The 25,789-nt window shown below is 29.9% G+C and carries 22 protein-coding genes; 21 read left to right on the top strand and 1 reads right to left on the bottom strand.

Translation table 11 applies throughout. The annotated features are described in order from the left end of the window. The first annotated feature begins 7 nt into the window (after window positions 1-7). The 15 genes from DR024_RS10635 to DR024_RS10710 all read left to right on the top strand — a co-directional run bounded on the left by DR024_RS10635 (window position 8) and on the right by DR024_RS10710 (window position 15,072). Complete coding sequence (locus DR024_RS10635; protein ID WP_055254294.1) at window positions 8-814, top strand: MurR/RpiR family transcriptional regulator; 807 nt, start codon at window positions 8-10, stop codon at window positions 812-814. Between the two features lie 357 nt (window positions 815-1,171). Beyond that, window positions 1,172-1,636, top strand: coding sequence for a hypothetical protein (locus tag DR024_RS10645; RefSeq protein ID WP_055183776.1), 465 nt, complete (start codon window positions 1,172-1,174; stop codon window positions 1,634-1,636). Window positions 1,637-2,123: 487 nt separating this feature from the next. Next, window positions 2,124-3,194 carry an ABC transporter ATP-binding protein gene (locus tag DR024_RS10650; protein ID WP_027097982.1) on the top strand — a complete coding sequence of 357 codons (1,071 nt, stop codon included), beginning with the start codon at window positions 2,124-2,126 and terminating at the stop codon, window positions 3,192-3,194. A gap of 1 nt (window position 3,195) precedes the next feature. Next, window positions 3,196-4,077, top strand: a complete 882-nt coding sequence (locus DR024_RS10655) for a carbohydrate ABC transporter permease (RefSeq protein ID WP_027097981.1) — start codon at window positions 3,196-3,198, stop codon at window positions 4,075-4,077. An 8-nt stretch (window positions 4,078-4,085) separates the two neighbouring features. Then, window positions 4,086-4,904, top strand: coding sequence for a carbohydrate ABC transporter permease (locus DR024_RS10660; RefSeq protein WP_027097980.1), 819 nt, complete (start codon window positions 4,086-4,088; stop codon window positions 4,902-4,904). Beyond that, window positions 4,888-6,183: an MBL fold metallo-hydrolase gene (locus DR024_RS10665; RefSeq protein ID WP_065254667.1), complete on the top strand. Its 1,296-nt coding sequence runs from the start codon at window positions 4,888-4,890 to the stop codon at window positions 6,181-6,183. Before DR024_RS10660 ends, DR024_RS10665 begins: the two co-directional genes overlap by 17 nt. 18 nt (window positions 6,184-6,201) lie before the next feature. Beyond that, entirely contained in the window at window positions 6,202-7,467 is a 1,266-nt protein-coding gene (locus tag DR024_RS10670) for an ABC transporter substrate-binding protein (RefSeq protein WP_027097978.1), read from the top strand. Window positions 7,468-7,523: 56 nt separating this feature from the next. After that, window positions 7,524-9,035 (top strand): bifunctional metallophosphatase/5'-nucleotidase, encoded by a 1,512-nt coding sequence (locus DR024_RS10675; RefSeq protein WP_055183778.1) that lies wholly within the window; start codon window positions 7,524-7,526, stop codon window positions 9,033-9,035. Window positions 9,036-9,169: 134 nt separating this feature from the next. Continuing rightward, window positions 9,170-9,367 carry a sulfur carrier protein ThiS gene (thiS, locus tag DR024_RS10680; RefSeq protein ID WP_027097976.1) on the top strand — a complete coding sequence of 66 codons (198 nt, stop codon included), beginning with the start codon at window positions 9,170-9,172 and terminating at the stop codon, window positions 9,365-9,367. 2 nt (window positions 9,368-9,369) lie between these two features. After that, on the top strand, window positions 9,370-10,179 hold the full coding sequence (gene thiF / locus DR024_RS10685) for a thiamine biosynthesis protein ThiF (protein ID WP_111918762.1): 810 nt from the start codon (window positions 9,370-9,372) through the stop codon (window positions 10,177-10,179). 5 nt (window positions 10,180-10,184) lie between these two features. Further along, a complete protein-coding gene (locus tag DR024_RS10690) occupies window positions 10,185-10,961 on the top strand; it encodes a thiazole synthase (protein ID WP_099314210.1) in 777 nt (258 codons plus the stop codon). 12 nt (window positions 10,962-10,973) lie between these two features. Continuing rightward, entirely contained in the window at window positions 10,974-12,125 is a 1,152-nt protein-coding gene (gene thiH, locus DR024_RS10695; protein WP_065254664.1) for a 2-iminoacetate synthase ThiH, read from the top strand. Further along, window positions 12,118-12,708: a thiamine phosphate synthase gene (locus tag DR024_RS10700; RefSeq protein WP_172458939.1), complete on the top strand. Its 591-nt coding sequence runs from the start codon at window positions 12,118-12,120 to the stop codon at window positions 12,706-12,708. Before thiH ends, DR024_RS10700 begins: the two co-directional genes overlap by 8 nt. Before the next feature lie 192 nt (window positions 12,709-12,900). Further along, entirely contained in the window at window positions 12,901-14,142 is a 1,242-nt protein-coding gene (locus DR024_RS10705; RefSeq protein WP_055183783.1) for a glycoside hydrolase family 3 protein, read from the top strand. Between the two features lie 120 nt (window positions 14,143-14,262). After that, complete coding sequence (locus tag DR024_RS10710) at window positions 14,263-15,072, top strand: PGN_0703 family putative restriction endonuclease (protein ID WP_055183784.1); 810 nt, start codon at window positions 14,263-14,265, stop codon at window positions 15,070-15,072. 117 nt (window positions 15,073-15,189) lie between these two features. Here the strand turns inward: DR024_RS10710 and DR024_RS17560 are convergent, their stop codons facing one another. Then, window positions 15,190-15,495, bottom strand: coding sequence for a hypothetical protein (locus DR024_RS17560; protein WP_146742886.1), 306 nt, complete (start codon window positions 15,493-15,495; stop codon window positions 15,190-15,192). Window positions 15,496-16,481: 986 nt separating this feature from the next. On the opposite strand from DR024_RS17560, the gene DR024_RS10720 reads away from it, so the two are divergent. The 6 genes from DR024_RS10720 (at window position 16,482) to DR024_RS10745 (ending at window position 25,502) form a co-directional block, all read left to right on the top strand. Further along, the gene (locus DR024_RS10720; RefSeq protein ID WP_111918766.1) at window positions 16,482-17,240 is read left to right on the top strand and encodes a MurR/RpiR family transcriptional regulator; all 759 of its coding nucleotides are present in this window, start codon (window positions 16,482-16,484) and stop codon (window positions 17,238-17,240) included. A gap of 136 nt (window positions 17,241-17,376) precedes the next feature. Further along, window positions 17,377-19,284 carry a PTS 2-O-a-mannosyl-D-glycerate transporter subunit IIABC gene (gene mngA, locus DR024_RS10725; RefSeq protein WP_111918768.1) on the top strand — a complete coding sequence of 636 codons (1,908 nt, stop codon included), beginning with the start codon at window positions 17,377-17,379 and terminating at the stop codon, window positions 19,282-19,284. A gap of 80 nt (window positions 19,285-19,364) precedes the next feature. Next, complete coding sequence (gene mngB, locus DR024_RS10730) at window positions 19,365-21,968, top strand: mannosylglycerate hydrolase (RefSeq protein WP_111918770.1); 2,604 nt, start codon at window positions 19,365-19,367, stop codon at window positions 21,966-21,968. A gap of 65 nt (window positions 21,969-22,033) precedes the next feature. Next, on the top strand, window positions 22,034-23,170 hold the full coding sequence (locus DR024_RS10735) for a glycerate kinase (RefSeq protein ID WP_111918772.1): 1,137 nt from the start codon (window positions 22,034-22,036) through the stop codon (window positions 23,168-23,170). A gap of 256 nt (window positions 23,171-23,426) precedes the next feature. Next, window positions 23,427-24,566, top strand: a complete 1,140-nt coding sequence (locus DR024_RS10740) for a 1-propanol dehydrogenase PduQ (RefSeq protein WP_065254654.1) — start codon at window positions 23,427-23,429, stop codon at window positions 24,564-24,566. A 111-nt stretch (window positions 24,567-24,677) separates the two neighbouring features. Further along, on the top strand, window positions 24,678-25,502 hold the full coding sequence (locus DR024_RS10745) for a MerR family transcriptional regulator (protein WP_027097963.1): 825 nt from the start codon (window positions 24,678-24,680) through the stop codon (window positions 25,500-25,502). Window positions 25,503-25,789 lie beyond the last annotated feature (287 nt).

Consider the following 25,789-nt stretch of genomic DNA (forward strand, 5'->3'; position numbering starts at 1 on the left):
GGAAGGTATGTATTCATTTTTTTCTAACTTAAAAAGATGTGTAGAAGAAATAACAGAGTATTCTTCTACAGATAGCTATATAGCACAGTACATTTTACATAACCATGAAATAATACCTAACATGACTATATTTGATATTGCAAAAGCATGTAACACCTCACCTTCTACAATAACAAGGTTTTGCAAAAGGGTTAATAATTCAAGCTTTAAGGAGTTAAAAGAGGATGTTATTGTTTATAATGAGTTTCTTCAGGATGAGATAAGCAATAGAAGTGTTAAAAGTGGTAAAGAAAATAGGAATAGTAATTCTATATTGAATGGGTATTTTAAGGCACTTAATAAGTCATTTGTAGAAACAAAAGAACTTATTGATGAAAAGAAGCTGATTAAAGCTGTTCACTGGATTGAAGAAGCTAAGGGGATTTATGTCTTTGGCAGCTCTTTTTCTAATATTGTTGCTAAAAATTTCAGCGAAAAATTTACAAGGTTAAATAAGACTGCTTATTCGTTTCCAACTTTAAAAAGCCAGATACTTGCAATAGAAAGTATGAGTGAGGATGATATTGCAGTAATTATATCATTTTCTGGAACAACACGACATATTAAGCAAATAAATAAACTTTTAAAAGAAAAGAATATAAAGATAATTTGGATTACATCACAAAATGAAATTAAGAATTCTTTTAGAGAAATTAGATTATTAGTAAGTACTTTAAAAATGGAGGAGTTTCAAACATCAATTATTCAAGATCATGCACTAAATAGCATTGTAGATATATTATATATTTATTGTGTATACCTATATACTAGTTGATACAACTTGGCGTTTTCTAGCTTTTTTATAAAGTGTGGTAAAATATAAGAATAATAGAAAAGGGTTTGTATAAGGGTGGAAATAGTTACATATGAACATAAAGCACATTATTATGAAACAGATCAAATGGGAATAGTTCATCATAGCAATTATATTAGATTTTTGCAGTTTCTTTTTTTTTGTGTGGGGTTTGTATGAAAAATAGTTAAGATTATTTCATATATATTAATGAGGGGGTAATATGTATGAAATTGTATAAGGTAATAGTAAAAGAGATTCATCCTGATGTATGTAAAGAGAATGGTACTGAAGAGGTAATGGCAGAACTAACAAGCATTTATAATAAGATGGTATATTATGAATAATAAGAGTGTGATTGTATTTAGTTCTGATATAAGAGGTATAAACTATAAGATGCCTGAAAGAGCAAAGGATTTAGATAAAACTACTGTTAAGAAGATTACTAATGCAATAAATTATGGTAAAACAGATAGTAGAGGACTTATTTGGATAAATTGTTCAACTATTCATACTGTATTAAGAGTAAGAAGAAAGGTAGATGCAAGACATTTATTAGAAACAATTGATTCAAAATATAAAACAACCTATGAAGGGGCAGAATATGTATTGTGGTCAAGCCTTATATCTATAGTTGAAAGAAGAAGGGAAGAAAATCCTAAAAACAGATATTTATCATTAGTTATGGAGATATTAAACGAAATAAATGAAAGTGATGATATACAGTTGTTGAGGTTAAGACCCAAAAATTTAATTGAGAAAAGGGTTAAACAAGTGGGAGATAGATGTGAAAAGTTCTGTTAGAAAGTAATGAGAATATAAAAAATATGAATAAAATATGAATATATTATTTTTTTGAAGAAACTAATATTAAGTTTGATTTTAGTTTCTTTTTATTTTTGAATTAAAAAAAATTAACTTCATATACTAAAGGTTATAAAAAAGTATAAAAGTTGGGAGAGGTGATTGATTAGTGTATACTAATTAATCAATATGTGGTATACAGACAAGTATTATTTGGTAAATAACATCTATATGTGCTACTTAAAATTATTAAAGAATTATAAATTTATTAAAAGAAGTGGGCATTTGTCGGAAAAAGTGTATTAATGTTATTAATTAGTTAAATAATAATTATAAAATGTTAAAATAACAGATATAATCTTGTAAAAGTATGATGAATTTAGTATATTATGAGTAGAACTGTTACAAATCGGTAACAAGTTTTTATGATATTTTACAAGCATACTAGGAAGACTTAAAGAAAACTAAAAATTACTAGAGGTGAAACATGATACAGATTGAAAATCTAAAAAAAGTTTATAACAACGGTTATGAAGCTTTAAAAAGCATTAATCTCGAAATTAACGACGGTGAACTTATTTGTTTATTAGGACCAAGTGGTTGTGGGAAAACTACAATCCTTAATTTATTAGCTGGATTATTAGATCCAACAGATGGAGATATCAAGTTTGACAAGGAATCAGTTATTGATAAGCATCCTAAGGATAGAAATATAGGCTTAGTATTCCAAAACTATGCATTATATCCACATATGACTGTCTTAGAAAATGTTATGTTCCCTCTTACAGTTGGAAATAAAAAGATGCCTAAAAAAGAGGCTGAGGAAATAGCAAGAAAATATATGAAGGTAACAAGTATAGAAGAGCTTGCTAATAAAAAACCAGGGGAAATGTCTGGTGGACAACAACAAAGAGTTGCAATTACAAGAGCACTAGTTCAAAATCCTAAGATTCTTTTACTAGATGAACCATTAAGTAATTTAGATGCAAGATTAAGATTAAAGATTAGAGAAGAAATTAGAAGACTTGTAAAGGAAATTGGTATAACAACTGTATTCGTTACACATGACCAAGAAGAAGCTTTATCAATAAGTGACAGAATAGTGTTAATGAATGAAGGTATAGTACAACAATTTGATGTTCCTCAAAATCTTTACCTAGAACCATCAAATCTTTTTGTTGCAAAGTTTATGGGTAACCCAATTATAAACATCTTCGAAATGGAGAAGGAAGGGAATGCCCTTAAAGCAAAAGATTTTACAATTGATTTAAGTTTACTAAATAAAGATAGATTCAAGGGTGAATTAAATGAAAGTAAGTACTTTGTAGGGATTAGACCAGAGTACTTTGAATTAAGTGAAAATCCATTATTTAAGGCTAAGGTTGAATCAATAGAATTAATAGGAAAAGATTGTATAGTAAATTTCAATGCTAATGGTATACATGCTAAGTCAATTACTGATATTACTCGTAATGTATCAGAAGGAGACGAGTTAGGATTTGAAATTGACTACAATAGTATATACATATTCCAAGAGAATGGAGTTAGAGTGTATTAAAATGAGAAAGTTAAAGTATAGAGCGGAGAATTCACCACAGGCATGGTTTTTCTTACTTCCTGCCTTAATAATAATAGGAGTATTTAGCGTATTCCCATTAATTAGAACATTTATAATGGCCTTTCAAAAAGGTACATTAAATAGCTTAGAGTTTAATGGATTTAAGAACTTTGAAGTAGTATTATCAGATCCAAAATTCCATACAGCAATAGGTAATACATCTCTTTATGCCTTTGTTGTTGTACCTGTTGGATTAATTATTTCAATGTTTATTGCAGTTACAATATATGAAAAGATTAAGCGTAAAGATGTGTTTGAAACAATTTTCTTTATACCTTACTTAACAAGTATTATAGCAGTTGGTATTGTATTTAGATTTTTATTAAATGGAGAGTATGGATTTGTTAACTATATATTAGGATTATTTAATGTAGGACCATTTAATTTCTTAGATGATCCATCTATGAGTATGATTACGTTAATTATATTTGGTATATGGTCAGGACTTGCATTTAATATAATAATACTTCTTTCAGGTTTAAGAAATATTGATGATAGTTATTACAAGGTTGCAGATATGTTTGGAGCAACTAAGAGACAACAATTTTTCAGAATAACTTTACCTCAAATGATACCAATTATTACATTCTTATTAATGGTTAACTTCATTAATGCATTTAAGGTATATGCACAGGTATTCTCTATATTCAACGGAAAAGCAGGTATAGCAGATAGTGCAACTACAGCAGTATTCTATATCTTTAATAAGTTCTATGTAGAAAATAGATATGGTCAAGGTATGGCAGCAGCAGTTATCTTATTTATACTAATTCTATTGTTTACATTAATTCAAAATCGTATATTAAAAAGAATATCTAAGTAGGTGAAGAGATGAAAAAGTTTAATTCAGTTTTGTCAAAAACATTCATTCTTATAATGGCATTAATTACGTTATTTCCTTTTGTATATATGATTCTAGCAAGTTTCATGACATATCAAGAGGCAACAAGTATACCGCCAACATTGATTCCTGAAAAGTTCAACTGGAGCAATTTTTCAGAAGCAATGAAGCAAGCACCATTTGTTAGATATTTCTTTAATACAATTTTAGTTTCAGGAATATCAACAATAGGTACAGTTTTAACTTCAGTTTTAGCAGCTTTTGCTTTAGTAAAGTTAGAATTTAGATTTAAGAATCTTTTAGTTTTAGTTATGGCAGCATTATTAATGGTTCCATATGAAGTTACAGTATTTACAAATTATCAAACAATTGCACAATTTGGATTATTAAATACATACACAGCTTTAATAGTTCCATCACTTGCAAGTGTCTTTTATATATTCTATCTAAAAGAGTATTTAACTAGTATTCCAATATCTTATTATAAGGCAGCAAAGGTAGATGGATGTGGAGATTTAGAGTTCATAAGAAGAATTTTAGTTCCATTAGGTAAGCCAGCTTTATTCACAATGGGAATATTAAGCTTCATTAATGGGTGGAATTCATTCCTATGGCCAATACTAGTTACAAATAGTAAGGAAATGAGATTATTAAGTAACGGATTAAGTGCATTTGCTACTGAAAGTGGTACAAATGTTCAATTACAAATGGCTGCTTCAACTATAGCTATAGTTCCAATACTAATTTTATATTTAGTATTTAGAAAGCAGATAATTAGAGGAGTTGTTAAGAGTGGCGTTAAAGGATAAGAAAACTAAGATTACTTTCCACAATGGTATTTTAACTATAGGTGGAACAATTATAGAAATTGCATATGAAGATAGTCATATCTTCTTTGACTTTGGTAGTGAATATAACCCAAAGGCACCAGTGCAACCAACAGACTTACAAGGATTATTAGATGAAGGATTAGTTCCTTATTTAAACAATATGTATGACCCAAGAATTCCTTTAAAGGGATATGAATCAAAGGAAGATAGTTTTAAGAATACAGCGGTATTCCTATCACATGTTCACTTAGACCATTCAAAGATAGTTAACTATTTAAATCCTTCAATTCCTTTATATACATTAGAAGGAACAAAGTCTTTATTAAACACTTTAAATATTAAGGATGATTTCTTATTCCCACTTCATGTTAAAGAAGGAAAGAATACAAGAGACATAATTGGTGTTAAGGAAAATGAAGTAATAAAAGTTGGAGAAATTGAAGTAAAGGTAATGCCTGTTGACCATGATGCTTATGGAGCTTGTGGCTTACTTATAAAAACTCCTGATTTAGTTATATCTTACACTGGTGATATTAGATTACATGGATATAGAGAAAATGATACATTAAACTTCTGTAAGGAAAGCGAAGGCTGTGATGTTCTTTTAATTGAAGGTGTTTCAGTATCATTCCAAGAGTTTGATGAAGATGTAAGTGATAAAGAAATATCTAATGAACCAGAATTATTAGATAAGATTAATGAAATTGTTAAGAACAATCCAGATAAACAAATAACTTTTAATTATTATATTTCTAATATTGAAAGAATTAAAAAGATAATAGAAACTAATCCAAGAAAGGTTGTTTTAGATGCTTATTATTCTTATGTAGTTAAAGAAGCAACAGGATATCAATCATATTACTATCAATTAGATGATAAAGATTATGGATTAGATGCAGTTTATAAAATTGATTTTGAGACCCTTTTAAATGACCAAGGTGATTTCTTCTGGCAATTAGATACTCTTGCCTTAGAACATATAGATAAACTTAAGGAAGGTGGAATTTATATTCACTCGAATGCTGTTCCATTAGGTGATTTTGATCCAGCTTATGAAAAGTTCATAGACAATCTTGAATCACACAAAATTGAATTTGTCAGAACTTCTTGTAGTGGTCATGCTCATCCAAATGACTTGATTAAGATAATTAACTTAATTAAGCCTAAGCTTTTAGTGCCTATACATTCATATCGTCCAGAGAAACTTTATAATGAAAATGGCGATAGACTATTACCAGAGAAAAAACAAACAATATAACTATGCGGAGGGAAGAGCATGAAATTTAAAAGATTATTAGCTTTAGGTCTAGTATTTATGTCTGCTGCTATGGTTGGATGTGGATCAAAAGGAAATGACACATCAAGCGCAGATATCGTAACTGAAATTAAAGAGCCAGTAGAAATTACTTTCTGGCATGCCATGAATGGAGATTTAGAAAAATCTCTTACAAGCTTAACTGAAAAGTTTATGGCAGAAAATCCAAACATAAAGGTAACTTTACAAAACCAATCAAGCTATAAGGATTTACAACAAAAGATAACAGCAACAGTTGCAAGTCCTAAGGATTTACCAACAATGACTCAAGCATATCCTGACTGGATGTTCAATCCAATAAAGGATAACTTAGTTACAGATTTAACTCCATATATTGAAAATGAAACTTTAAAGTTTGATAACTATGAAGATATATTACCAAGTTTCAGAGAAGCAGCTAAAATAGATGGAAAGATCTATGGAATGCCTTTCAACAAGTCTACAGAAGTTTTATGGTACAACAAGACTTTACTTGATGAACTAGGATTAAAGGCTCCAACTACTTATGACGAATTAGTTCAAGTTGCTAAGACTATAAAAGAAAAGAAGGGTATAGCTGGTGCTGGATTTGATTCATTAAACACTTACTATACAACTTTCTTAAAGACTGAAGGAAAAACTTTCGATTCAAGCTTTGATGTAACAAGTGAAGCATCAGCTAAGGCTCTTAACTACTACTTAGAAGGAGTTAAGGAAGGTTACTTCAGAATTGCAGGAACAGACAACTATTTATCAGGACCATTTGGTAATGGAACTGTAGCTATGTACGTTGGTTCAAATGCTGGTGAAAACTTTGTTAAACAAGGTGTTGGTGATAAGTTTGAAGTAGCAGCTGCTCCATACCCAACAAGTGCTTCATTACAACAAGGAACAGATTTATATGTGTTCTCAAGTGCTACAGCTGAACAAAAGACTGCAGCATACATGTTCTTAAAGTTCTTAACAACTAAAGAAAACCAAATTACTTGGGCTTCTGAAACTGGATACATGCCAGTAAGACAAAGTGCTATTGATTCAGAAGAGTACAAAAAGTCAGGAAGCTTAATAGCTCCAATACTTTCAGATGCAACTAAGAATCTTTACACTAATCCAGTTGTTTCAGGTGCAGATGCTGCATACCGTGAAGCAGGTACAGTAATGGAAACTGTATTAGCTAATCCAAGCAATGCAGATGTAACTAAGACATTAGAAGGATTTAAGACTACTTTAAAATCAATCTGGGAATAGAATAATTTAGGGCTGTATCAATAGAGATACAGCCCTTTTGTAAATAGGAGGTTTTTATGAAGATTGCTATATATCAAACAAGCGATTTACATGGATTTGTTTATCCAACTAATTATGTAACAGAAAAGCAATTAGGAATACTTAAAATAGGAAGCTATATATTAAAGGATAAGAAAAATTATGATGCTTCATTAACTATAGATTGCGGAGATTTAGTTCAAGGTTCTTCTCTAACTCATTATTTATCAAAGAAGAATCCTGAGGTGAATCCTATAGTTCAATGTTTAGAAAAAATAGGTTATGATGCCTATGTACTTGGTAATCATGAATTTAACTATGGATTAGATTATTTAACTAAAGCTTATACTCCTATTTCAGAAAAAGTTATTAATGCTAATATTGAAGGGTTAGCATTTAAGTCAAAACCATATAAAATATTTGATTTTAATGGATTTAAAATAGGATGTATAGGTCTTACAACCTCATTTATACCAAACTGGGAGCAAGAAAAAAACATTAAGGGAATTAAATTTTTAAATCCTGTTGAGGTATATGGAAAATATGAAAAAGAGCTAAAAGAAAAATCAGATTATATTATTGTTTGTTATCATGGCGGATTTGAAAAAAGTTTAGATGAGAATATGACTCCTACTGAGAAGTTAAATAAAGAAAATCAAGGAAGTGAGTTATTAGAAACTTATGACTCTATAAATATGATTTTAAGTGGACATCAACATAGATCCTTCGCTACTAAAATCAAAGGGGTAGTTTGTACTCAACCTTTAAATAATGGTCAAAACTTTACTAAGATAATTTTTGATACAGAAACAAAAGAAGCTACTTTTGAATTAGTGGATGTTAGTAAGTTAACTGATGATATTAATCCAGATTTAGAAAGTCTTTTTACAGAGGTAGAAGGAGAACTTCAAGAGTACTTAGATAAGGAAATTGGAGAGTTTGATAAGGACATTTTAATGGATGATATATTTGAAGGAAGATTAAAAGGGCATCCTTTTATAAACTTCTTACATCAAGTACAGTTAGAAGAATCAGGTGCTGATTTCTCTGTTTTATCACTATTTGATACTGCCATTGGATTTAAAAAAAATGTTTCCATTAGAGATGTACTAATTAACTATCCTTACCCTAACACAATGATGGTTCTTAAGGTAAGAGGAGATAAGTTTAAGGAAGCAATGGAAAAGAGCGCTACTTACTTTGTTGTTAATGATGGTAAGGTAGAAATAAATGAAGAGTTCTTAGTTCCAAAGGTGCAAAATTATAACTATGATACTTTTGGGGGAATAACTTATGAAATAGATTTATCAAGGGATTTCTATGATAGAGTTGTTTCTATAAAGAAAGATGGTAAAGAAATAGAGTTAGATAAATATTATACAGTGGTTATGAATAACTATCGTGCAACTAATACTTCAATTTACCCATCTTATGAAGGTGCAGAAGTAGTAAAGGAAATTACAAAAGAGATGAGTGAACTTATAATAGATTACTTTGAAAAGCATCATACTGTAAAAGCAATAGAGGAAAGTAACTACATAATCAAATAATGGATATATTTACATAGAATGCAAAGTGTGTTATTATATTAACAGAGTGATCAAGGTATCACGAAGGGGGACACCACCAAGGGTGTCATTCCTTCGTGATACCTTTTTTTAGTTTAAAAAAAAGGAGGGATAAGATGATTAAGGTAAATGGTGAACTTATTAATGGATATGAAGGTAAGACCTTAAGTGAATTCCTATGTAATGAGGGATATGAAATTACTAGAATTGCTGTTGAATTAAATGGACAAATAGCAAGAAAAAAAGATTATCAAAGTATTATTTTAAAAGAAAATGATACCTTAGAAGTTGTAACCTTTGTAGGAGGGGGCTAAAGATGAAAATAGTATTAAATGGACAAGCTATAGATACTAATTGTAAAACTCTTTATGAACTAAAAAGAGAGTACTATGGAACCAAGAATAATATAGTAACAATAATTGAAGGTTTTGCTACAAATGATGATGTAGAATTACATGAAAATAGTGAAGTAACATTTATTGAAAAGGGAAAGCTTCCTTCAAAAGAAGTTTTTGAGCATATGCTTTGTGCAAGGCATACTCCAAAGGTTCATGAAAAAGTAAAGATAGCTAGGGTAGCAGTTGCAGGACTTGGTGGTTTAGGGTCTAATATAGCAATAAGTTTAGCTAGAACTGGAGTTGGAACCTTACATTTAATTGATTTTGATATAGTTGAACCCAGCAATTTAAATAGGCAGCAGTATAAAATATCGCATTTGGGAATGTTTAAAACAGAGGCTTTAAAGAAGGAAATATCAGAAATAAATCCTTTTGTGGAAGTAATAGTAGATAGTGTTAAGGTAACAGAAGAAAACTTAGAAAGTCTTTTTAAAGATGATGATATAGTATGTGAGGCCTTTGATAATCCAGAAGGAAAAGCTTTGTTAGTCAATGGTGTTTTACAATATTTCCCAGGAAAAAAGGTTGTTGCATCCTCTGGTATGGCTGGATTTGAAAGTAGTAACACAATAAAAACAAGAAAAATAACCAATGATTTTTATCTTTGTGGAGATGGAGAAACATCAGCAAGGATTGGTAGAGGCTTAATGGCACCACGCGTAAGTATATGTGCTGGCCATCAGGCTAATATGATTTTAAGATTAATTTTAGAGGAAAAGGATGTGTAGGTTAAATGGAAAATAGAGATGATAAATTAATTATAGGTGGACATGAGTTTAATTCAAGATTTATTTTAGGTTCAGGAAAATACTCTCTTGATTTAATTAAAGCAGCTGTTGAAAATGCTGGAGCAGAAATAATAACTCTTGCCTTAAGACGTGTTAATGATGGTGGAAAAGATAATATTTTAGATTACATTCCTAAGGGAGTAACTTTATTACCTAATACATCTGGTGCAAGAAATGCTGAAGAAGCAGTAAGAATAGCAAGGCTTGCAAGGGAGCTAGGTTGTGGAAATTTTGTAAAGATTGAAGTTATAAGAGATAGTAGATACCTGCTTCCAGATAATTATGAAACAATAAAGGCTACAGAGATCTTAGCTAAAGAAGGCTTTGTAGTTATGCCTTACATGTATCCAGATTTAAATGTAGCAAGGGATTTAGTGAATGCTGGAGCTTCAGCAATAATGCCACTTGCAGCACCAATTGGGTCAAACAAGGGATTATGTACAAAGGAATTTATTAAAATTTTAGTAGAAGAAATAGATTTACCTATAATAGTTGATGCAGGAATAGGTTCACCTTCTCAAGCTTGTGAGGCTATGGAATTAGGGGTAGATGCAATTATGGCTAATACTGCAATAGCAACTTCAGGCAATATACCATTAATGGCACAAAGTTTTAAGAAAGCAATTGAAGCAGGACGTGAAGCATATATAGCTGGTCTTGGGCGTGTTTTACATAAGGGTGCTTCTGCTTCATCTCCATTAACAGGATTTTTAGAAAAGTAGGAGGGGATTAACATGATAGAAAGAACAAATCATATGGAATATACCCCTGGAATGGAAATAATAGAACATGATATTTTTGATAAAGTAATATCTGAAATGAATTCCTATGACTATAATTCATATACTGAAGAGGATGTAAAAAGAGCTTTAAATAAGGATAGCATTAATTTAGATGATTTTAAGGCATTACTATCTCCAGCTGCCTTTCCATTTTTAGAGGAAATGGCAAGAAAAGCACAAATAGAAACAAAAAAGCACTTTGGAAATTCAATATATATGTTTACTCCTCTTTATATATCTAATTATTGTGAGAATTACTGTATTTACTGTGGCTTCAACTGTTACAATAAAATTCATCGTGCTAAATTAAATGCAGAAGAAATAGAAAATGAAATGAAAATAATTGCAGATACAGGACTTGAAGAAATCCTAATTTTAACTGGTGAAAGTCCAAGAATGTCTGATGTTAAATATATAGGAGAGGCTTGTAAAATAGCACGTAAGTACTTTAAGGTAATAGGGCTAGAGGTTTATCCAATGAACTCTGAGGATTATGCTTATCTTCATGAATGTGGTGCAGATTTTGTTACTGTATTCCAAGAAACTTATAATTCTGATAAATATGAAACCTTACATTTAGAAGGTCATAAGAGAATTTTCCCTTATAGATTCAATGCGCAAGAACGTGCAATAATGGGTGGAATAAGGGGAGTTGGTTTTGCAGCACTTTTAGGGCTAGATGATTTTAGAAAGGATGCCTTTGCAACAGGAATGCATGCATATATGCTTCAAAGAAAGTATCCTCATGCTGAAATTGCTTTTTCATGTCCAAGGTTACGTCCAATAATTAATAACCATAAAATTAACCCTAAGGATGTACATGAGCCTCAATTATTACAAATAATAACTGCCTATAGATTGCTTATTCCTTCAGCAAATATAACAATTTCAAGTAGGGAGTGTGCAAGGTTTAGAGATAATATTATAGATATTGCAGCAACTAAGATTTCTGCTGGAGTTGATGTTGGAATTGGAGGCCACACAGGAGAAAATAAGGGTGATGAACAATTTGAAATATCAGATGGACGTACTGTAGATGAGGTTTATAATGCAATAGTTGAAAAAGGTCTACAGCCTGTAATGAGTGATTATTTATATGTTTAAGATAATTGCTGTTACCAATAGGAAGTTATGCCATATTGATTTTTTAGAACAAATTGAAACTTTGGCAAAATCAGAGGTGGATTCAATTATTTTAAGGGAAAAGGACCTTAGTGAAGATGAGTATTATGTTTTAGCTAAGAATGTACTTAGAATATGTGAAAAGTACAATAAGGAGTGTGTTCTTCATAATTTTGTAGGCGTAGCTAAAAGGTTAAATCATAACAAGATTCATCTATCCCTTCCAATGTTAGAAAAACACCATAATGAAGTTAAGAACTTTGAAAAGGTAGGAGTATCTATTCATTCACTAGAGGAAGGGGAAAGAGCAGTAACCCTTGGAGCAACTTATATTACAGCAGGTCATATATTTCAAACAGACTGCAAAAAGGACTTAGAACCAATGGGACTAGCCTTTTTAGAGAATATCTGTAGAGGCGTTGATGTACCTGTTTATGCCATAGGTGGAATTTCAAAATATAATATAAATTTAGTTAAGGAAACATGTGCTAATGGTGCTTGCTTAATGTCATTCTTTATGCAAAGTAATGATTTTATATCAGATATTAGCGTTTTAAAAATATAAAATAGTAAGAAACAAGGTTAGGTATATAACCTTGTTTTTTTATTTATCTCTTTAATTGTAACTAAATAGTTATATTTAAAGTTATTAATGTGATTATATTGAGATAATTAAAATCTATAATTAAAAGTGGAGGAGGGGAATAATAAAAAATGATAATAAAAACTAATTAAATAAAGATTAGGGGGAAGATTTATGAGAAAATTATTAATTTCAGCAGCTCTTACTCTTACAATGATTGGTGGAGTTACAGCTAGTTCCGCTACTATTTTAACAGGGAAAAATGAAAGTATTAACAAAAAAGTAGAAGATAAAATAAGTACAATGACATTAGAAGAGAAAGTAGGACAAATGATGTTCTACGGAGTTAATGGGACGAATGTAGATGATAAAGTAGTAAATTTATTTGAAGATCAACATGCAGGAGGCATTATTTTATATGGTCATAGAAACTTTTGGGGAAGTAGTTTAGATAATAATGTTAAGTATGTAAATTCAATTAAAAAAGCTAACAGACAAAATAGTGATATACCTTTATTTATTGGGTTTGATGAAGAAGGAGGAAGTATGTCACAATTGCCTCAGGAGTTAATGAGAACACCTTCTAAAGGAGAGTTAGGAAATACAAATGATTCAAGTTTAGCAACTGGAATAGGAGCTGGTACTGCTAAAAAATTAAAGCTATTAGGAATAAATACGGATTTTGGTACTGTTTTAGATATTAATACTAATAAAAATAATCCAATTATAGGGGTAAGATCTTATGGCTCAACAAAGGAAAAGGTAACAGAGTTTGGTATTAATGAACTAAAAGCAATACAAAATGAAGGGGTAATCCCAACAGTAAAACATTTTCCGGGACATGGAGATACGGAGGTGGATTCTCATTTAGGTCTACCATCATTGAATCATGATTTAAATAGATTAAAAAGTACAGAACTTGTTCCTTTTCAAACAGCCATAAATAATGGAGTAGACATGGTAATGACAGCACATATTATGCTTCCACAAATTGATAAAGAGTACCCAGCAACTATGTCTAAAAAGATACTAACAGACTTGTTACGTGATGAAATGGGTTATAAAGGAGTTATTATTACTGATGATCTTGAAATGCAAGCTATAAGTAAGAACTGGGATTTAGGAGAAGCTGCAATAAAATCAGTTGAGGCAGGTGCAGATATTTTATTAGTTTGCCATACAATAGAAAATCAACAAAAAGTATATAATGCTGTAGTTCAAGGAGTTAATGATGGAAAGATTGATGAAAATAGGATAGATGAAAGTGTTAGAAGAATTTTAAGATTAAAATATCAATATAAACTTTCTGACAAGGCAAATAATCCTACTCAAGATGATATAAATAATGTAAATGGCTTCATATATGAAAGCATACAAAAGTATAATTCTAAAGTAGTTGAAGCAATGTATAAATAGATAAAAAAATCCATGGCTAAATAGTCATGGATTTTAAATTTAAACAGTGATGATTTCGTTTACAAAAAGTGTTATGATATAAGTAGGCAATGAATTATGCTTTAAGAAAGAGGGGATGTTATGAGATATCAAGATTATAAAGAAAAAGTATTAAATCACTTAGAAGAGTACAAGTTAAACTCCTTAGGTTGTGTAAAAAATGGGCTTTATCAAAATAAGGAATATGGACACATATTACCAAGTGGATTTAGACCATTAAATTTTCTTTTAGGAGTTAATCAACCTAAGGATATACATTATCACATGCATTCACACCACTTAAATTCATCTCAAATTATGTGTATAAACTTTTTTGAGCCAATAATGAAAGATAATTTACTAATTGATATTTTAAAAGATACTTTAAAGATTAATATTCCAGATCACACAAAGATAATATTTTCAAAATTTGAATATGGAGCTCCAAAAGGAAAGGATGGGACAACCTTTGATTTCTTTATAGAGCTTATAACTGGAGAAAAAATATATTTTGAAGTTAAGTATACTGAGCAAGGCTTTGGAAAAATTAGCAAAAGTAAAGAAACTAATAAGCTACCTGAAAAATATGAACACAAATTTACTGATGTTTATATGAAGCAGTTAGGGGAAAGCATGCATTTAAAAGAATTAGTTAATGATAAGGACAAGTTCTATTCTAATTATCAGTTATATAGAAATGTTTCATATATAAAAGGGGATAAAGATTATGTGGTTTTCTTATATCCATATGATAATGACAATTTAGCCCAAGAAATGAATGAGGTGAAGGATTTAAAAAATGTCTATTCATTAGATTGGAAGGAGCTTTCAACAAAAGCATTAGATCATACTAAAAACACTCACAAGTATAGAGTATATAAAGAGTTTTATGATAAATATATGGATATATAAAGGGACTAACACATATAAAACAACAACATGAAATATGTTGTTGTTTAAAGGTCATAAAGCTAATAAAAGGTTGAAGTTTTCTTCAACCTTTTATTTTTAGAAAATAAACATAGAATTTTAGTTTAAGTTTAGTGTTAAATTATTAATTAAATCTTGACCAGATTTAATTTGAATTGTATTTTTATCTAACCACTGAATATCCTTATCTATATTAATTTTATATGACGACACAAAATAAGCTTTTGGTATAGGCTTTTTAAAAAAATGAAAATGTTTTTCAAAAAAGCTATACTGAAATTTACCATTAAATGATGAAGTTTCTGTTACAATTAGTGAATAATTTAACTTATCATTTTGTACAATGTAATTATATGTAGGATTATTCAGAGCTACAGAACAAAGAATCGTTAATATTATTAACATAACACCCACTTTGGTAAAGGTTTTATTATTTATTAGTTTTAAGAATATTAGGAATATAGTTGAATTAATAAATAAGTAATAAAAAGAGTTTATAAAGTAATATTGATATTTATAAGCAATAAGTTCACAAATTAAAATTATAAATAATATTATATATGCAATTTTCTTTTTCAAATAATTATTCCCCTTTCGTTGAATAAGTTGTTTTTTACAATATATATATTATATTACATTTTATCTCTGTTTGTGTATCATATATTGCAATTCTAATAGGTTACAATCTAGAGTTACGACGACATTTTAAAATAAAAAAATTATAAGGACAAAGATAATAATTTTATAATTTTCTTACCTTAAGTAGGAAGGGAAATGTATATTTATTTTGGTGTGACTTGGAGCTTGTGACGTAACAAGAAAAATAAATATCTATTCAATTACGTCAAGTAGTTTAATTCTTCTTTAGAATTTATCCATATTTCAGTGTAACCACACTTACAGCAAATATAAATAATAAGGATTTAATAATTTAGGCATAATACACTTTTGCATTTGAACTGGGGGAGCCTTTACTACTTTAATTTCATCTGAATTACATTTTAAACATTTCATTTAAGAGAACCTCCACTCTTCTTTTTAAATATCTACCACACCTTATAAATTTATTATAAATGAGTTATGGATTATAATTCCATATAATTGTTTTGTTTAAATATAAAAATATATAAAGAAACAAATATATAAATATATAAATATATAAATATATAAATATGCAGTAAATAAGCTGGCTTAGACAGTTCTCTTTAAGAGGACTTCAAAAAGAAAATATAAGCAAAATATTCTTCTCATATATTATAATTCAGAGTTACAATGATATTTTGAAATAAAAAAATATAAGGACAGAGATAAATATCTATGAACCTTGCGAAAGCTAAGTAAAAATGCTATTCTCAAAGTAGTGAACAAGAGAAAAAAGTAGGAGTGGGAACATGAACTTTGAGGAGAGAGTTTTATTAAATGAGTTGAGATTAACGGATACAGATGACCAAGTGGTGGATTATATACGAGAAGATTATAGTAGATTTGTAAATCAATCTGTCCAGAAAGTAGCTGAAGATTTATTTACTGTACCTAATACTATAGTAAGATTATCTAAGAAGCTAGGTTATAAAGGCTTTTCAGATTTAAAGTTTTCATTACGTGCAGAACTTGAAGGAAAGACTGGTGAATTAAAAGGAGATAACTTTAAAAATCTAGAATTAATTCCTGATACAATTAAAAAAACTTTAGACATTTTAGATAATAAAATAATTGATAAATTAGTAAGCCAAATAAAAGAAGCTAAAAATGTATACTTCGTAGGAATAGGGGATTCAATATATTTTTGTGAGATGTTTGCAAAGAATATAAGATGCATTGGAATAAAAGCTGAGTATTTTAACCATAGACACGATATGATGTATGCTGCAGAAAATTGTGATGATAAGGATTTGTTTATTGCTATAAGTGTAAGTGGTGAAAGCAAGCAGATATTAGATGTGTGCAAAATTGCAAAAGAAAGAAATGCAAGCATAGTTAGCATGACTCACTTTAATAAGAATTCACTTATGGATATTGCTGATATAAATATTTTCTTCTGGGCACCTAGGGTAGAGATACATAAATATAATGCTCCAGATAGAATAGGAATAATGCTTATTATAAGAATCATTAATGAAGCCTTATGGAAAGATTATAATTGTGTATAAATACACAATGTGTAAAATAAAAAGAAATATTTGTGTAAAAATAAGAAGAATTAAATCTTCTTATTTTTTTTTGATAATATATACTTGTAAACGTTAAGCAAATCGGATTTGTTGAATATGAATAGGAGGAATAGAAATGAATTTAAGAAGTCTAACAAATGAGAAACTTATTTCAATTGGTCTAGATTTAAACAAGAAAGAAGATGTTATTAAACACCTAGTTGGAAAATTATATGAAGAGGGAAAGATTACATCTAAAGAAGAATTTTTTAAGGATGTATTAGAAAGAGAAAAACTTTCTCCTACAGGTTTTGAAGGTGGACTAGCTGTTCCCCATGGAAAATCTAGTTCTGTAAAAGAAGCATCATTTGCAGTAGCAATTCTAAATAAACCTATGAAAGAATGGGAAAGCATAGATGAGAATAATGAAGTTGAAATAGTATTCTTATTAGCTATACCAACTGAAGAGGCAGGTTCAACTCATATTCAACTATTAGCAGAACTTGCTACAAGAATAGCAAATCCATCTTATAAAGATTTGCTTAAGAATTCAAAGAGCAAGAAAGAACTTTACAATAATTTAGATAAAGAAATTATAAAAGAAGATATAGATATAAGTAAGTTTGAAAAATCAATCGTTGCTGTAACAGCTTGTCCTGCAGGGATAGCTCATACATATATGGCTGCAGAAGCTTTAGTTAATGCAGGTAAAGAAATGGGAGTAGCTGTTTATGTTGAAAAACAAGGAGCTAACGGTATAGAAGATAAACATACAAAAGAACAATTAAAGAATGCAGATGCTGCTATATTTGCAGTAGATGTAGCTGTAAAAAATGAAGAAAGATATTCACATTTACCTACAGTAAGAGCTAAGGTTGCTACTCCTTTAAAGGATGCAAAGGGACTTATAGAAAAAGCACTTAAGGCAGCAGAAAATAAAGGAAAAGGAGAATATGTAGAAACTTCTGATGATGAAGAAAAAGTTTCATTTAGAGAAGAGGCTAAGAAGTCAATTCTTACAGGTATATCTCATATAATTCCTTTAATAGTTGCAGGAGGTATGATTCTAGCTTTTGCAGTATTAGTATCTCAAGGTTTTGGATTACAAGAATTATATGAAACAGATGGTTCATGGATTTGGATGTATCGTAAGCTAGGTGGTAACTTACTTGGAACAATAATGGTTCCTGTATTATCTGCATACATGTCATACTCAATTGCTGATAAGCCAGGTTTAGCACCAGGTTTTGCAGCTGGTATAGCAGCTAATATGATAAATGGTGGATTCTTAGGTGGTATGCTTGGAGGTTTCCTAGCAGGTTATACAATTAAATTATTTAAGAAGTATATACCAGCAAAAGGTACATTAGCAGGATTCGTTAGTTTCTGGGTATACCCTGTATTTGGTACATTATTAGTTTCAACACTTATGTTCTTTGTAGTTGGTAAACCTGTAGCAGCATTAAACCAAGGACTAATTGATTGGTTAGGTTCTATGAGTGGAACAAATGCAGCACTTTTAGGTGCAGTACTTGGTATCATGGTATCATTTGACCTTGGTGGTCCTGTTAATAAAGCAGCTTATACTTTCTGTGTAGGTGCAATGACTGATGGAATTATAATGCCATATGCAGCTTTCGCATCAGTAAAAATGGTTTCAGCATTTGGTGTAACATTTGCTACTTTATTAGCTAAGAAGTATTTCAATAAAGAAGAACAAGAAATAGGTAAGTCAACTTGGATTTTAGGACTAGCAGGTATTACAGAAGGTGCTATTCCATTTATGATAGAAGACCCATTAAGAGTAATTCCTTCATTATGTGCAGGTTCAGCAGTAACTGGTGCTTTAGTAGCAATGTTTAACATAGGACTTGATGTTCCAGGAGCAGGTATATTCTCAATATTCATGCTTAAAGATGGTTCAACTATGTTAATGAATATAACTGTATGGCTTGGAGCAGCAATACTTGGAGCAATTATATCAGCAATATTATTAGTAATAACAAGAAAAATGAAACTTAAAAAGCAAGGACTTTTAAAATAATATTTTGCGAGAGGAATTTCCTCTCGCAAAGCTATATCATGGAAAAATATAAAGTTAAATCGAAGTAAGAGGTGTAATAGATGAGTAAAAAAGTTCATGTTGTGCCCCATATGCATTGGGATAGAGAATGGTATTTTACAACGGAAGAATCAAGAATTCTTTTAGTTAATAATATGGAAGAAATAATGGATATGTTAGAAAACAATCCTAACTACCATAATTATGTATTGGATGGACAAACAGCTATATTAGAAGATTATTTTGCGGCAAAGCCAGAAAATAAGGAAAGAGTAAAGAAATTAGTTAAAGAAGGCAGATTAATAATAGGGCCTTGGTATACTCAAACAGATGAAATGGTTGTAGGTGGAGAATCTATAACTAGAAATTTACTATATGGATTAAAGGATTGTGAAGAATTTGGTGATGCTATGATGATAGGATATCTTCCAGACTCTTTTGGACAATCTGCTCAAATGCCACAAATATTAAATGGATTTGGAATAAATCGTTCTATATTCTGGAGAGGTGTCTCTGAAAGAATGGGAACAGATAAAACTGAATTTTACTGGGAAGGTGAAGGGGATTCTAAGGTATTAACTCAATTATTCCCATTAGGATATGCAATAGGAAAGTATTTGCCAAGTAATATGGATGATCTTAAGAAGAGAATGGATAAGTATTTCCCTGTACTTGATAAGGGAGCTACAACAGAAAATATCATACTTCCAAATGGTCATGATCAAATGCCTGTACAAAAGAATATATTTGAGATATTAGAAAAGTTAAAGGAATTATATCCAGAAAGAGATTTCTTCTTAAGCAGATATGAAAAGGTATTTGAAGAACTAGAAAAAGAAAAGAATTTACCAACATTAAGAGGGGAATTCTTAGATGGAAAGTATATGAGAGTTCATAGAAGTATCTTCTCAACAAGAATGGATATTAAGGCTACTAATACAAGGATAGAAAATAAAATAACTAATATATTAGAACCTTTAGCTTCACTTGCTTATTCATTAGGTTTTGAATATCATTCAGGGTTAATTGAGCTTATTTGGAAAGAGATAATGAAAAACCATGCTCATGACTCTATAGGATGTTGTTGTTCTGATAAGGTTCATAAAGAGATAATGAATAGATTTTTCTTAGCTGAAGAAAAGGTAGATAGATTAATAGATTTCTATATGAGAGTTATAGTTGATGCTATGAGCAAAGAGATAGCATTAGATAAATTAACAGCATTTAACCTTCTTCCATATGAAAGAGAAGCTGTAGTTAAAGGTGAAATCATTACAAAGATGAAAAACTTCAACCTTGTTAGTGATGATGGAGAAGAATATGATTTCCAAGTTATAAATAAAGAAGTAGTTGATGCAGGGTTAATTGATAGACAAATTGTTCACTATGGAAACTATGATCCTTTTGTAAGATATACTATTGAATTAAAGGATGTTATTCCTTCAATGGGATATAAGACTTACTTAATTAAAGGAGCAGAAGGAGTTATAAACTCTGAAGAAGGCAAGAAAACAGATAAGATTGAAAATAAGTATTTTAATATAACCGTAAATGAAAACGGGTCATTAAACATACTACATAAAGATACAAACACATTATATGAAAATGTACTTTTAATAGAAGATGGTGCAGATGACGGAGATGAATATGATTTCTCACCATTAGAGGATGATTTTATTGTTAAGAGTGATTTAATTAAGTGTAACTATAATATAAGCACTTATGAAAATAGTAGTGAGATAGCTATTAACTATACTTTATATGTACCAAAGGATTTAGATAGCAGAAAGAAAAAGAAAATTGATGGTTCTATGGATATATCAATAATTGTTAAGGTTGATAATTGTAGCCCATATTTAAATGTTAAGATTGATATAGATAATAGAGCAAAAGATCATAGAGTAAGAGCATACATTCCAACTGGAATAAAATCTAATTTCTCATTCTCTGATAATCAATTTGGTGTTATAAAAAGAGATGTATATGATAGTGCTATGGATGTATGGGAAGAGGAAAACTGGGATGAAAGACCAGATTCTATTTATCCAATGCTTTCATTTGTAACTTTAAAGAATGAAGAAAGAGGAATGGCTGTCTTAACTAATAGTACTAGAGAGTATGAAATAATTGGAGAAGATTATGATACAATAGCTATAACTTTATTTAGAGGGGTAGGCTTCCTTGGTAAAGAAGAAATGTATAGAAGACCTGGAAGACCATCAGGAATAAAATTAGAAACTCCTGACTCACAAATGCTTGGAAAAGTAAGCTTAGACTTTGGAATATATCCATATGTATCTAGGGAAGATAAGGTATCAAGAGTTGCAAAAGAGTACTTAACTCCAGTGTATACTTACAATAAAATGCCTCACAATGCTATGAAACTAAATTCTGTAGACTTTGAAGTTCCATATAATTATTCTCTATTAAAAGAAGAGAATGATAATGTGACTTTAAGTGTATTAAAGAAGGCTGAAAATAAAAAGGGGTTAGTTCTTAGATATTTCAATGGAACAGCTTCAGAAAAGAAGGTTCATTTTAGCATTAAAGGAAGCAAGTTTAAGAAGGTTAATCTTAAGGAAGATATACTAGAGGATATAGAAGATTTTAGCAAAGTAAATTGTAGTAAAAATAAAGTAGATAATATATACTTTGAATTAGTATAAAAGGTTAGTAACTCTCTTAGCTAAGGTTAAGAGAGTTACAATAATTTTATTTAGAGGTGAATGATATGAAATTTATTTTAGCACCAGATTCATTTAAGGAGAGTATGACAGCTAAGGAAGCTTGTATATCTATGGAAAATGGAATAAGAAAAGTTTTTAAAGATGCTACCTGTATACATGTTCCTATGGCAGATGGTGGTGAAGGTACAGTAGATGCTTTAATAGAATCTACCAATGGAAATTTGCATGAAGTAGAAGTAACAGCTCCACTAGGAAATAAGGTGAAAGCAAAGTTTGGAATATTAGGTGATGGAAAGACTGCTGTAATAGAAATGGCAGAAGCTAGTGGAATTCACTTAGTTAAATTAGAGGATAGAAATCCACTCCTTACTACTACCTTTGGAACTGGTGAACTTATAAAATATGCTTTAGATATGAATATAGAAAGAATAATTATAGGCTTAGGTGGCAGTGCAACTAATGATGGTGGAGTTGGTATGCTTCAGGCATTAGGGGCAAGTTTTAAGGACAGTGATGGAAAAGAGATAGCATTTGGTGGTGGCGTCTTAAAAGATTTATGTACAATAGATTTAAGTGGTTTTGATAAAAGAATTTATGATGTAAAAATAGAAGTAGCTTGTGATGTAAAGAATCCATTAACAGGAGAGAATGGTGCAAGCTTTGTATTTGGGGCTCAAAAGGGTGGAAATAAAGAAACATTAGAGGAGTTAGATAGTAACTTAAAACATTATGCAGAAGTAGTAAAAAGAGATATGGGAAAAGAAATTGATAAGGTTGAAGGTGCAGGTGCAGCAGGAGGACTTGGTGCAGCTTTAATAGGTTTTTGTAATGGAAAACTAGAATCAGGAATAGATTTAGTAATTAAGCATTCTAATTTGGAAGATAAAGTAAGAAAAGCAGATTTTGTATTTACAGGGGAAGGAAGTATAGATTTTCAAACTAAGTTTGGAAAAACCCCTATAGGAGTAGCTAAAATAGCTAAAAAGTATAACATTCCTGTAATAGCTTTTGGGGGAAGAATTGGGGAAGGAATAGATGAATTATATTCATTAGGAATAGATTCTGTAATAGGAATAACCCCAGGGGTAATTTCTTTAGATGAAGCATTAAGCAAAGGGAAAGATAATCTAGAGATATCAGCTGAAAATGTAGTTAGAATATTAGAAACTAGAAAAGTATAATATAATTTATGATAAATTAAAAGAAAAATACATTTTTTCTTTTATGATTAGTTGAATTTTATTATATATAATGCTAATAAGTACAGAGAAAAAGGGAATATTTTGTCAATATTAGTTAAGTAAGAATCTTGAATATAATATATATTATGATATAATTAGGAAAGTAAAGAAATATAACTTGTCACAAATCTAATCTTAAATAATAGAATAACTAAATTATTTATTTTATTTAACTTTTCAATAAGGAGAAAATAAAATGAATGAATTTGGTATTCGTACAAGAGTTTATTTTGGTAAGGGATCATTAAATAAGCTCAATGATATTAAAAATAAGAAAGTTTTAATTGTATGCGATAAGTTTATGGAAACTTCAGGGATGGTTGAAAAGGTTTCAAAAGAACTATCTAATTGTGAAGTATTCATATTCAGTGATGTTGTTCCAGACCCAGCAGTAGAAATTATTGCATCAGGAATTCAAGCTCTTAAAGCATGCAATGCAGAAGTAATTATTGCATTAGGTGGCGGTTCAGCTATTGATGCAGCAAAATCAATAAAAGAGTATTATAATAATTTAAATGACGGTATACAAAAAATAGAAGAATTTTACGCAATTCCAACAACTAGTGGGACAGGTTCGGAAGTTACAGAGTATGCTGTAATTACTAATAAACAAGAGGGGATAAAATATGCTTTAACAAGTGAGTCATTGTTGCCTAATGTGGCTATATTAGACCCGGAACTTGTTAAATCAGTTCCTAAAAGTATAACTGCAGATACAGGAATGGATGTAATTACTCATGCCATTGAAGCTTATGTAGCTAATGGAGCTACTGATTTTTCAGATGCTTTAGCTGAAAAAGCATTAACTCTTGCTGTTAGATTTTTACCATTAGCATATGAAGATGGTAATAATTTATTAGCTAGAGAAAAACTTCATAATGCTTCTTGTCTAGCAGGGATTGCTTTTAATGCAGCAGGTCTTGGTATTACACATAGTTTAGCTCATGCTATAGGGGGTAAATTGCATATCCCACATGGAAGAAGCAATGCTATAATATTGCCTCATATAATAAAATTTAATGCAAATTTAAATGGTGGTTTATACAATAAGGATTATAGTTTAGCAGCTAAGAAGTATCAGAGATTAGCAAAGCTTTTGAAACTTCATGCACCTAATGTCCATATTGGAGTTAATAATTTAATTAGGAAGATTGAAGAACTTCAAAAGAATCTTATGATTCCAACTACACTTACTAAGCAAGGAGTAGATATTGGGCTATTAGAAGAATCTATGGAAGAGATTTTAAAGGCTGCGTTAAAGGATGTATGCACAGAAGCAAATCCTAGGGCTGTTACTAGAGAAGATTTATCTAATATAATAGATAAACTAAAGTAAATTAAACCACCAGATGGTGGTTTTTTTCTTTGGGGAAAGATATAAAAAATAAATATAATAGATCATTTTTATAAATAAATTGGGGAGAATATAAAAGTTGGAGGCTTATTTATGGAAAATGATATGTACTCTATAGGTAAAGTTGAAGAAATGTGTAAGATTACGAAAAAAGCTTTGCGATATTATGATAAAATAGGGATTTTATCACCAGATAAGATATCAGATGATAGTGGATATAGATACTATAGTAAAAGAAATCTCTTGTTGGTGCCTTTAATAAAATATTATAAACAAAGTGGTTTTAAACTTGATGAGATGAGGGAATATCTTGGAGGGGCATCTTACTTTAAAATTGAAAATGGTTTCAGAAAAAAGATAGATGAATTAATATCATTACAAAGTGAACTTGAATTAAAGTTAAGATCAGTAAATGATTGGTACAAGCTTATTCTAGAGGCTGAGGGGATAATGGAATGTAATGCTTGTCAAGTTGGAGTGAAATATATAGAAAAGAAAGAAATGATTTTCTTAGATCAAGACTTTAAATATGATTATATGGATTCAATAATAAATATTGAATTTACTAATTATATAGAAAGCAAGAAGAATGCAATAACAGGACCAGTTATAATATCATATCCATCTTTTAAGGATAAGATGAATGGTAATTGTAAAAAGATGAGGATAATGCAAGAAACAATTTTAAAGTGTGATGATGGGATAAAAGTGGAATATGGTGGCGGTACAGTTGTATCTTGTTATCATATAGGTCCACATGAAACTATAAATGAAACTTACAAAAAGATGAGTGAATGGATTAAAAAGCATGGTTATACATGTGAGGATGAATGTTATGAAAGATATGTAACTGATTATTGGACAACGCAAGTACCAGAAAAATTTGTGACAGAAGTAATTTTTAAAATAAAAAAATAAATAATAAAGAAATTATGAAAGTGTATACTGAAAAATCAAGTTATTTTTTAGTATACACTTTTTCATATTTTAAAAGATAATTGAGAAAAAAGGACTTATAAAAATAATGTTAAATTAATATCAAATTTCTATTGACCTTCCTCCTAAGGGGAAGGCATATAATTCGAATTAGGATATAGTTGTCCACAAAGAAATAAATAAGTTGTTATTCTAAATTATTTAAGCAGAGATGTGACAAGTTTGTTGCTTTAATATCCTTGAGTTAAACGTTTAAACAGTTTATTAAA

The sequence above is a fragment of the Clostridium paraputrificum genome (assembly GCF_900447045.1).
Classification (GTDB): domain Bacteria; phylum Bacillota; class Clostridia; order Clostridiales; family Clostridiaceae; genus Clostridium; species Clostridium paraputrificum.

Coding starts and splice junctions, on each gene's coding strand:
- DR024_RS10635 (WP_055254294.1), top strand. CDS start 8: ATGTATTCATTTTTTTCTAACTTAAAAAGATGTGTAGAAGAAATAACA.
- DR024_RS10645 (WP_055183776.1), top strand. CDS start 1,172: ATGAATAATAAGAGTGTGATTGTATTTAGTTCTGATATAAGAGGTATA.
- DR024_RS10650 (WP_027097982.1), top strand. CDS start 2,124: ATGATACAGATTGAAAATCTAAAAAAAGTTTATAACAACGGTTATGAA.
- DR024_RS10655 (WP_027097981.1), top strand. CDS start 3,196: ATGAGAAAGTTAAAGTATAGAGCGGAGAATTCACCACAGGCATGGTTT.
- DR024_RS10660 (WP_027097980.1), top strand. CDS start 4,086: ATGAAAAAGTTTAATTCAGTTTTGTCAAAAACATTCATTCTTATAATG.
- DR024_RS10670 (WP_027097978.1), top strand. CDS start 6,202: ATGAAATTTAAAAGATTATTAGCTTTAGGTCTAGTATTTATGTCTGCT.
- DR024_RS10675 (WP_055183778.1), top strand. CDS start 7,524: ATGAAGATTGCTATATATCAAACAAGCGATTTACATGGATTTGTTTAT.
- thiS (WP_027097976.1), top strand. CDS start 9,170: ATGATTAAGGTAAATGGTGAACTTATTAATGGATATGAAGGTAAGACC.
- thiF (WP_111918762.1), top strand. CDS start 9,370: ATGAAAATAGTATTAAATGGACAAGCTATAGATACTAATTGTAAAACT.
- DR024_RS10690 (WP_099314210.1), top strand. CDS start 10,185: ATGGAAAATAGAGATGATAAATTAATTATAGGTGGACATGAGTTTAAT.
- thiH (WP_065254664.1), top strand. CDS start 10,974: ATGATAGAAAGAACAAATCATATGGAATATACCCCTGGAATGGAAATA.
- DR024_RS10700 (WP_172458939.1), top strand. CDS start 12,118: ATGTTTAAGATAATTGCTGTTACCAATAGGAAGTTATGCCATATTGAT.
- DR024_RS10705 (WP_055183783.1), top strand. CDS start 12,901: ATGAGAAAATTATTAATTTCAGCAGCTCTTACTCTTACAATGATTGGT.
- DR024_RS10710 (WP_055183784.1), top strand. CDS start 14,263: ATGAGATATCAAGATTATAAAGAAAAAGTATTAAATCACTTAGAAGAG.
- DR024_RS17560 (WP_146742886.1), bottom strand. CDS start 15,495: ATGTTAATAATATTAACGATTCTTTGTTCTGTAGCTCTGAATAATCCT.
- DR024_RS10720 (WP_111918766.1), top strand. CDS start 16,482: ATGAACTTTGAGGAGAGAGTTTTATTAAATGAGTTGAGATTAACGGAT.
- mngA (WP_111918768.1), top strand. CDS start 17,377: ATGAATTTAAGAAGTCTAACAAATGAGAAACTTATTTCAATTGGTCTA.
- mngB (WP_111918770.1), top strand. CDS start 19,365: ATGAGTAAAAAAGTTCATGTTGTGCCCCATATGCATTGGGATAGAGAA.
- DR024_RS10735 (WP_111918772.1), top strand. CDS start 22,034: ATGAAATTTATTTTAGCACCAGATTCATTTAAGGAGAGTATGACAGCT.
- DR024_RS10740 (WP_065254654.1), top strand. CDS start 23,427: ATGAATGAATTTGGTATTCGTACAAGAGTTTATTTTGGTAAGGGATCA.
- DR024_RS10745 (WP_027097963.1), top strand. CDS start 24,678: ATGGAAAATGATATGTACTCTATAGGTAAAGTTGAAGAAATGTGTAAG.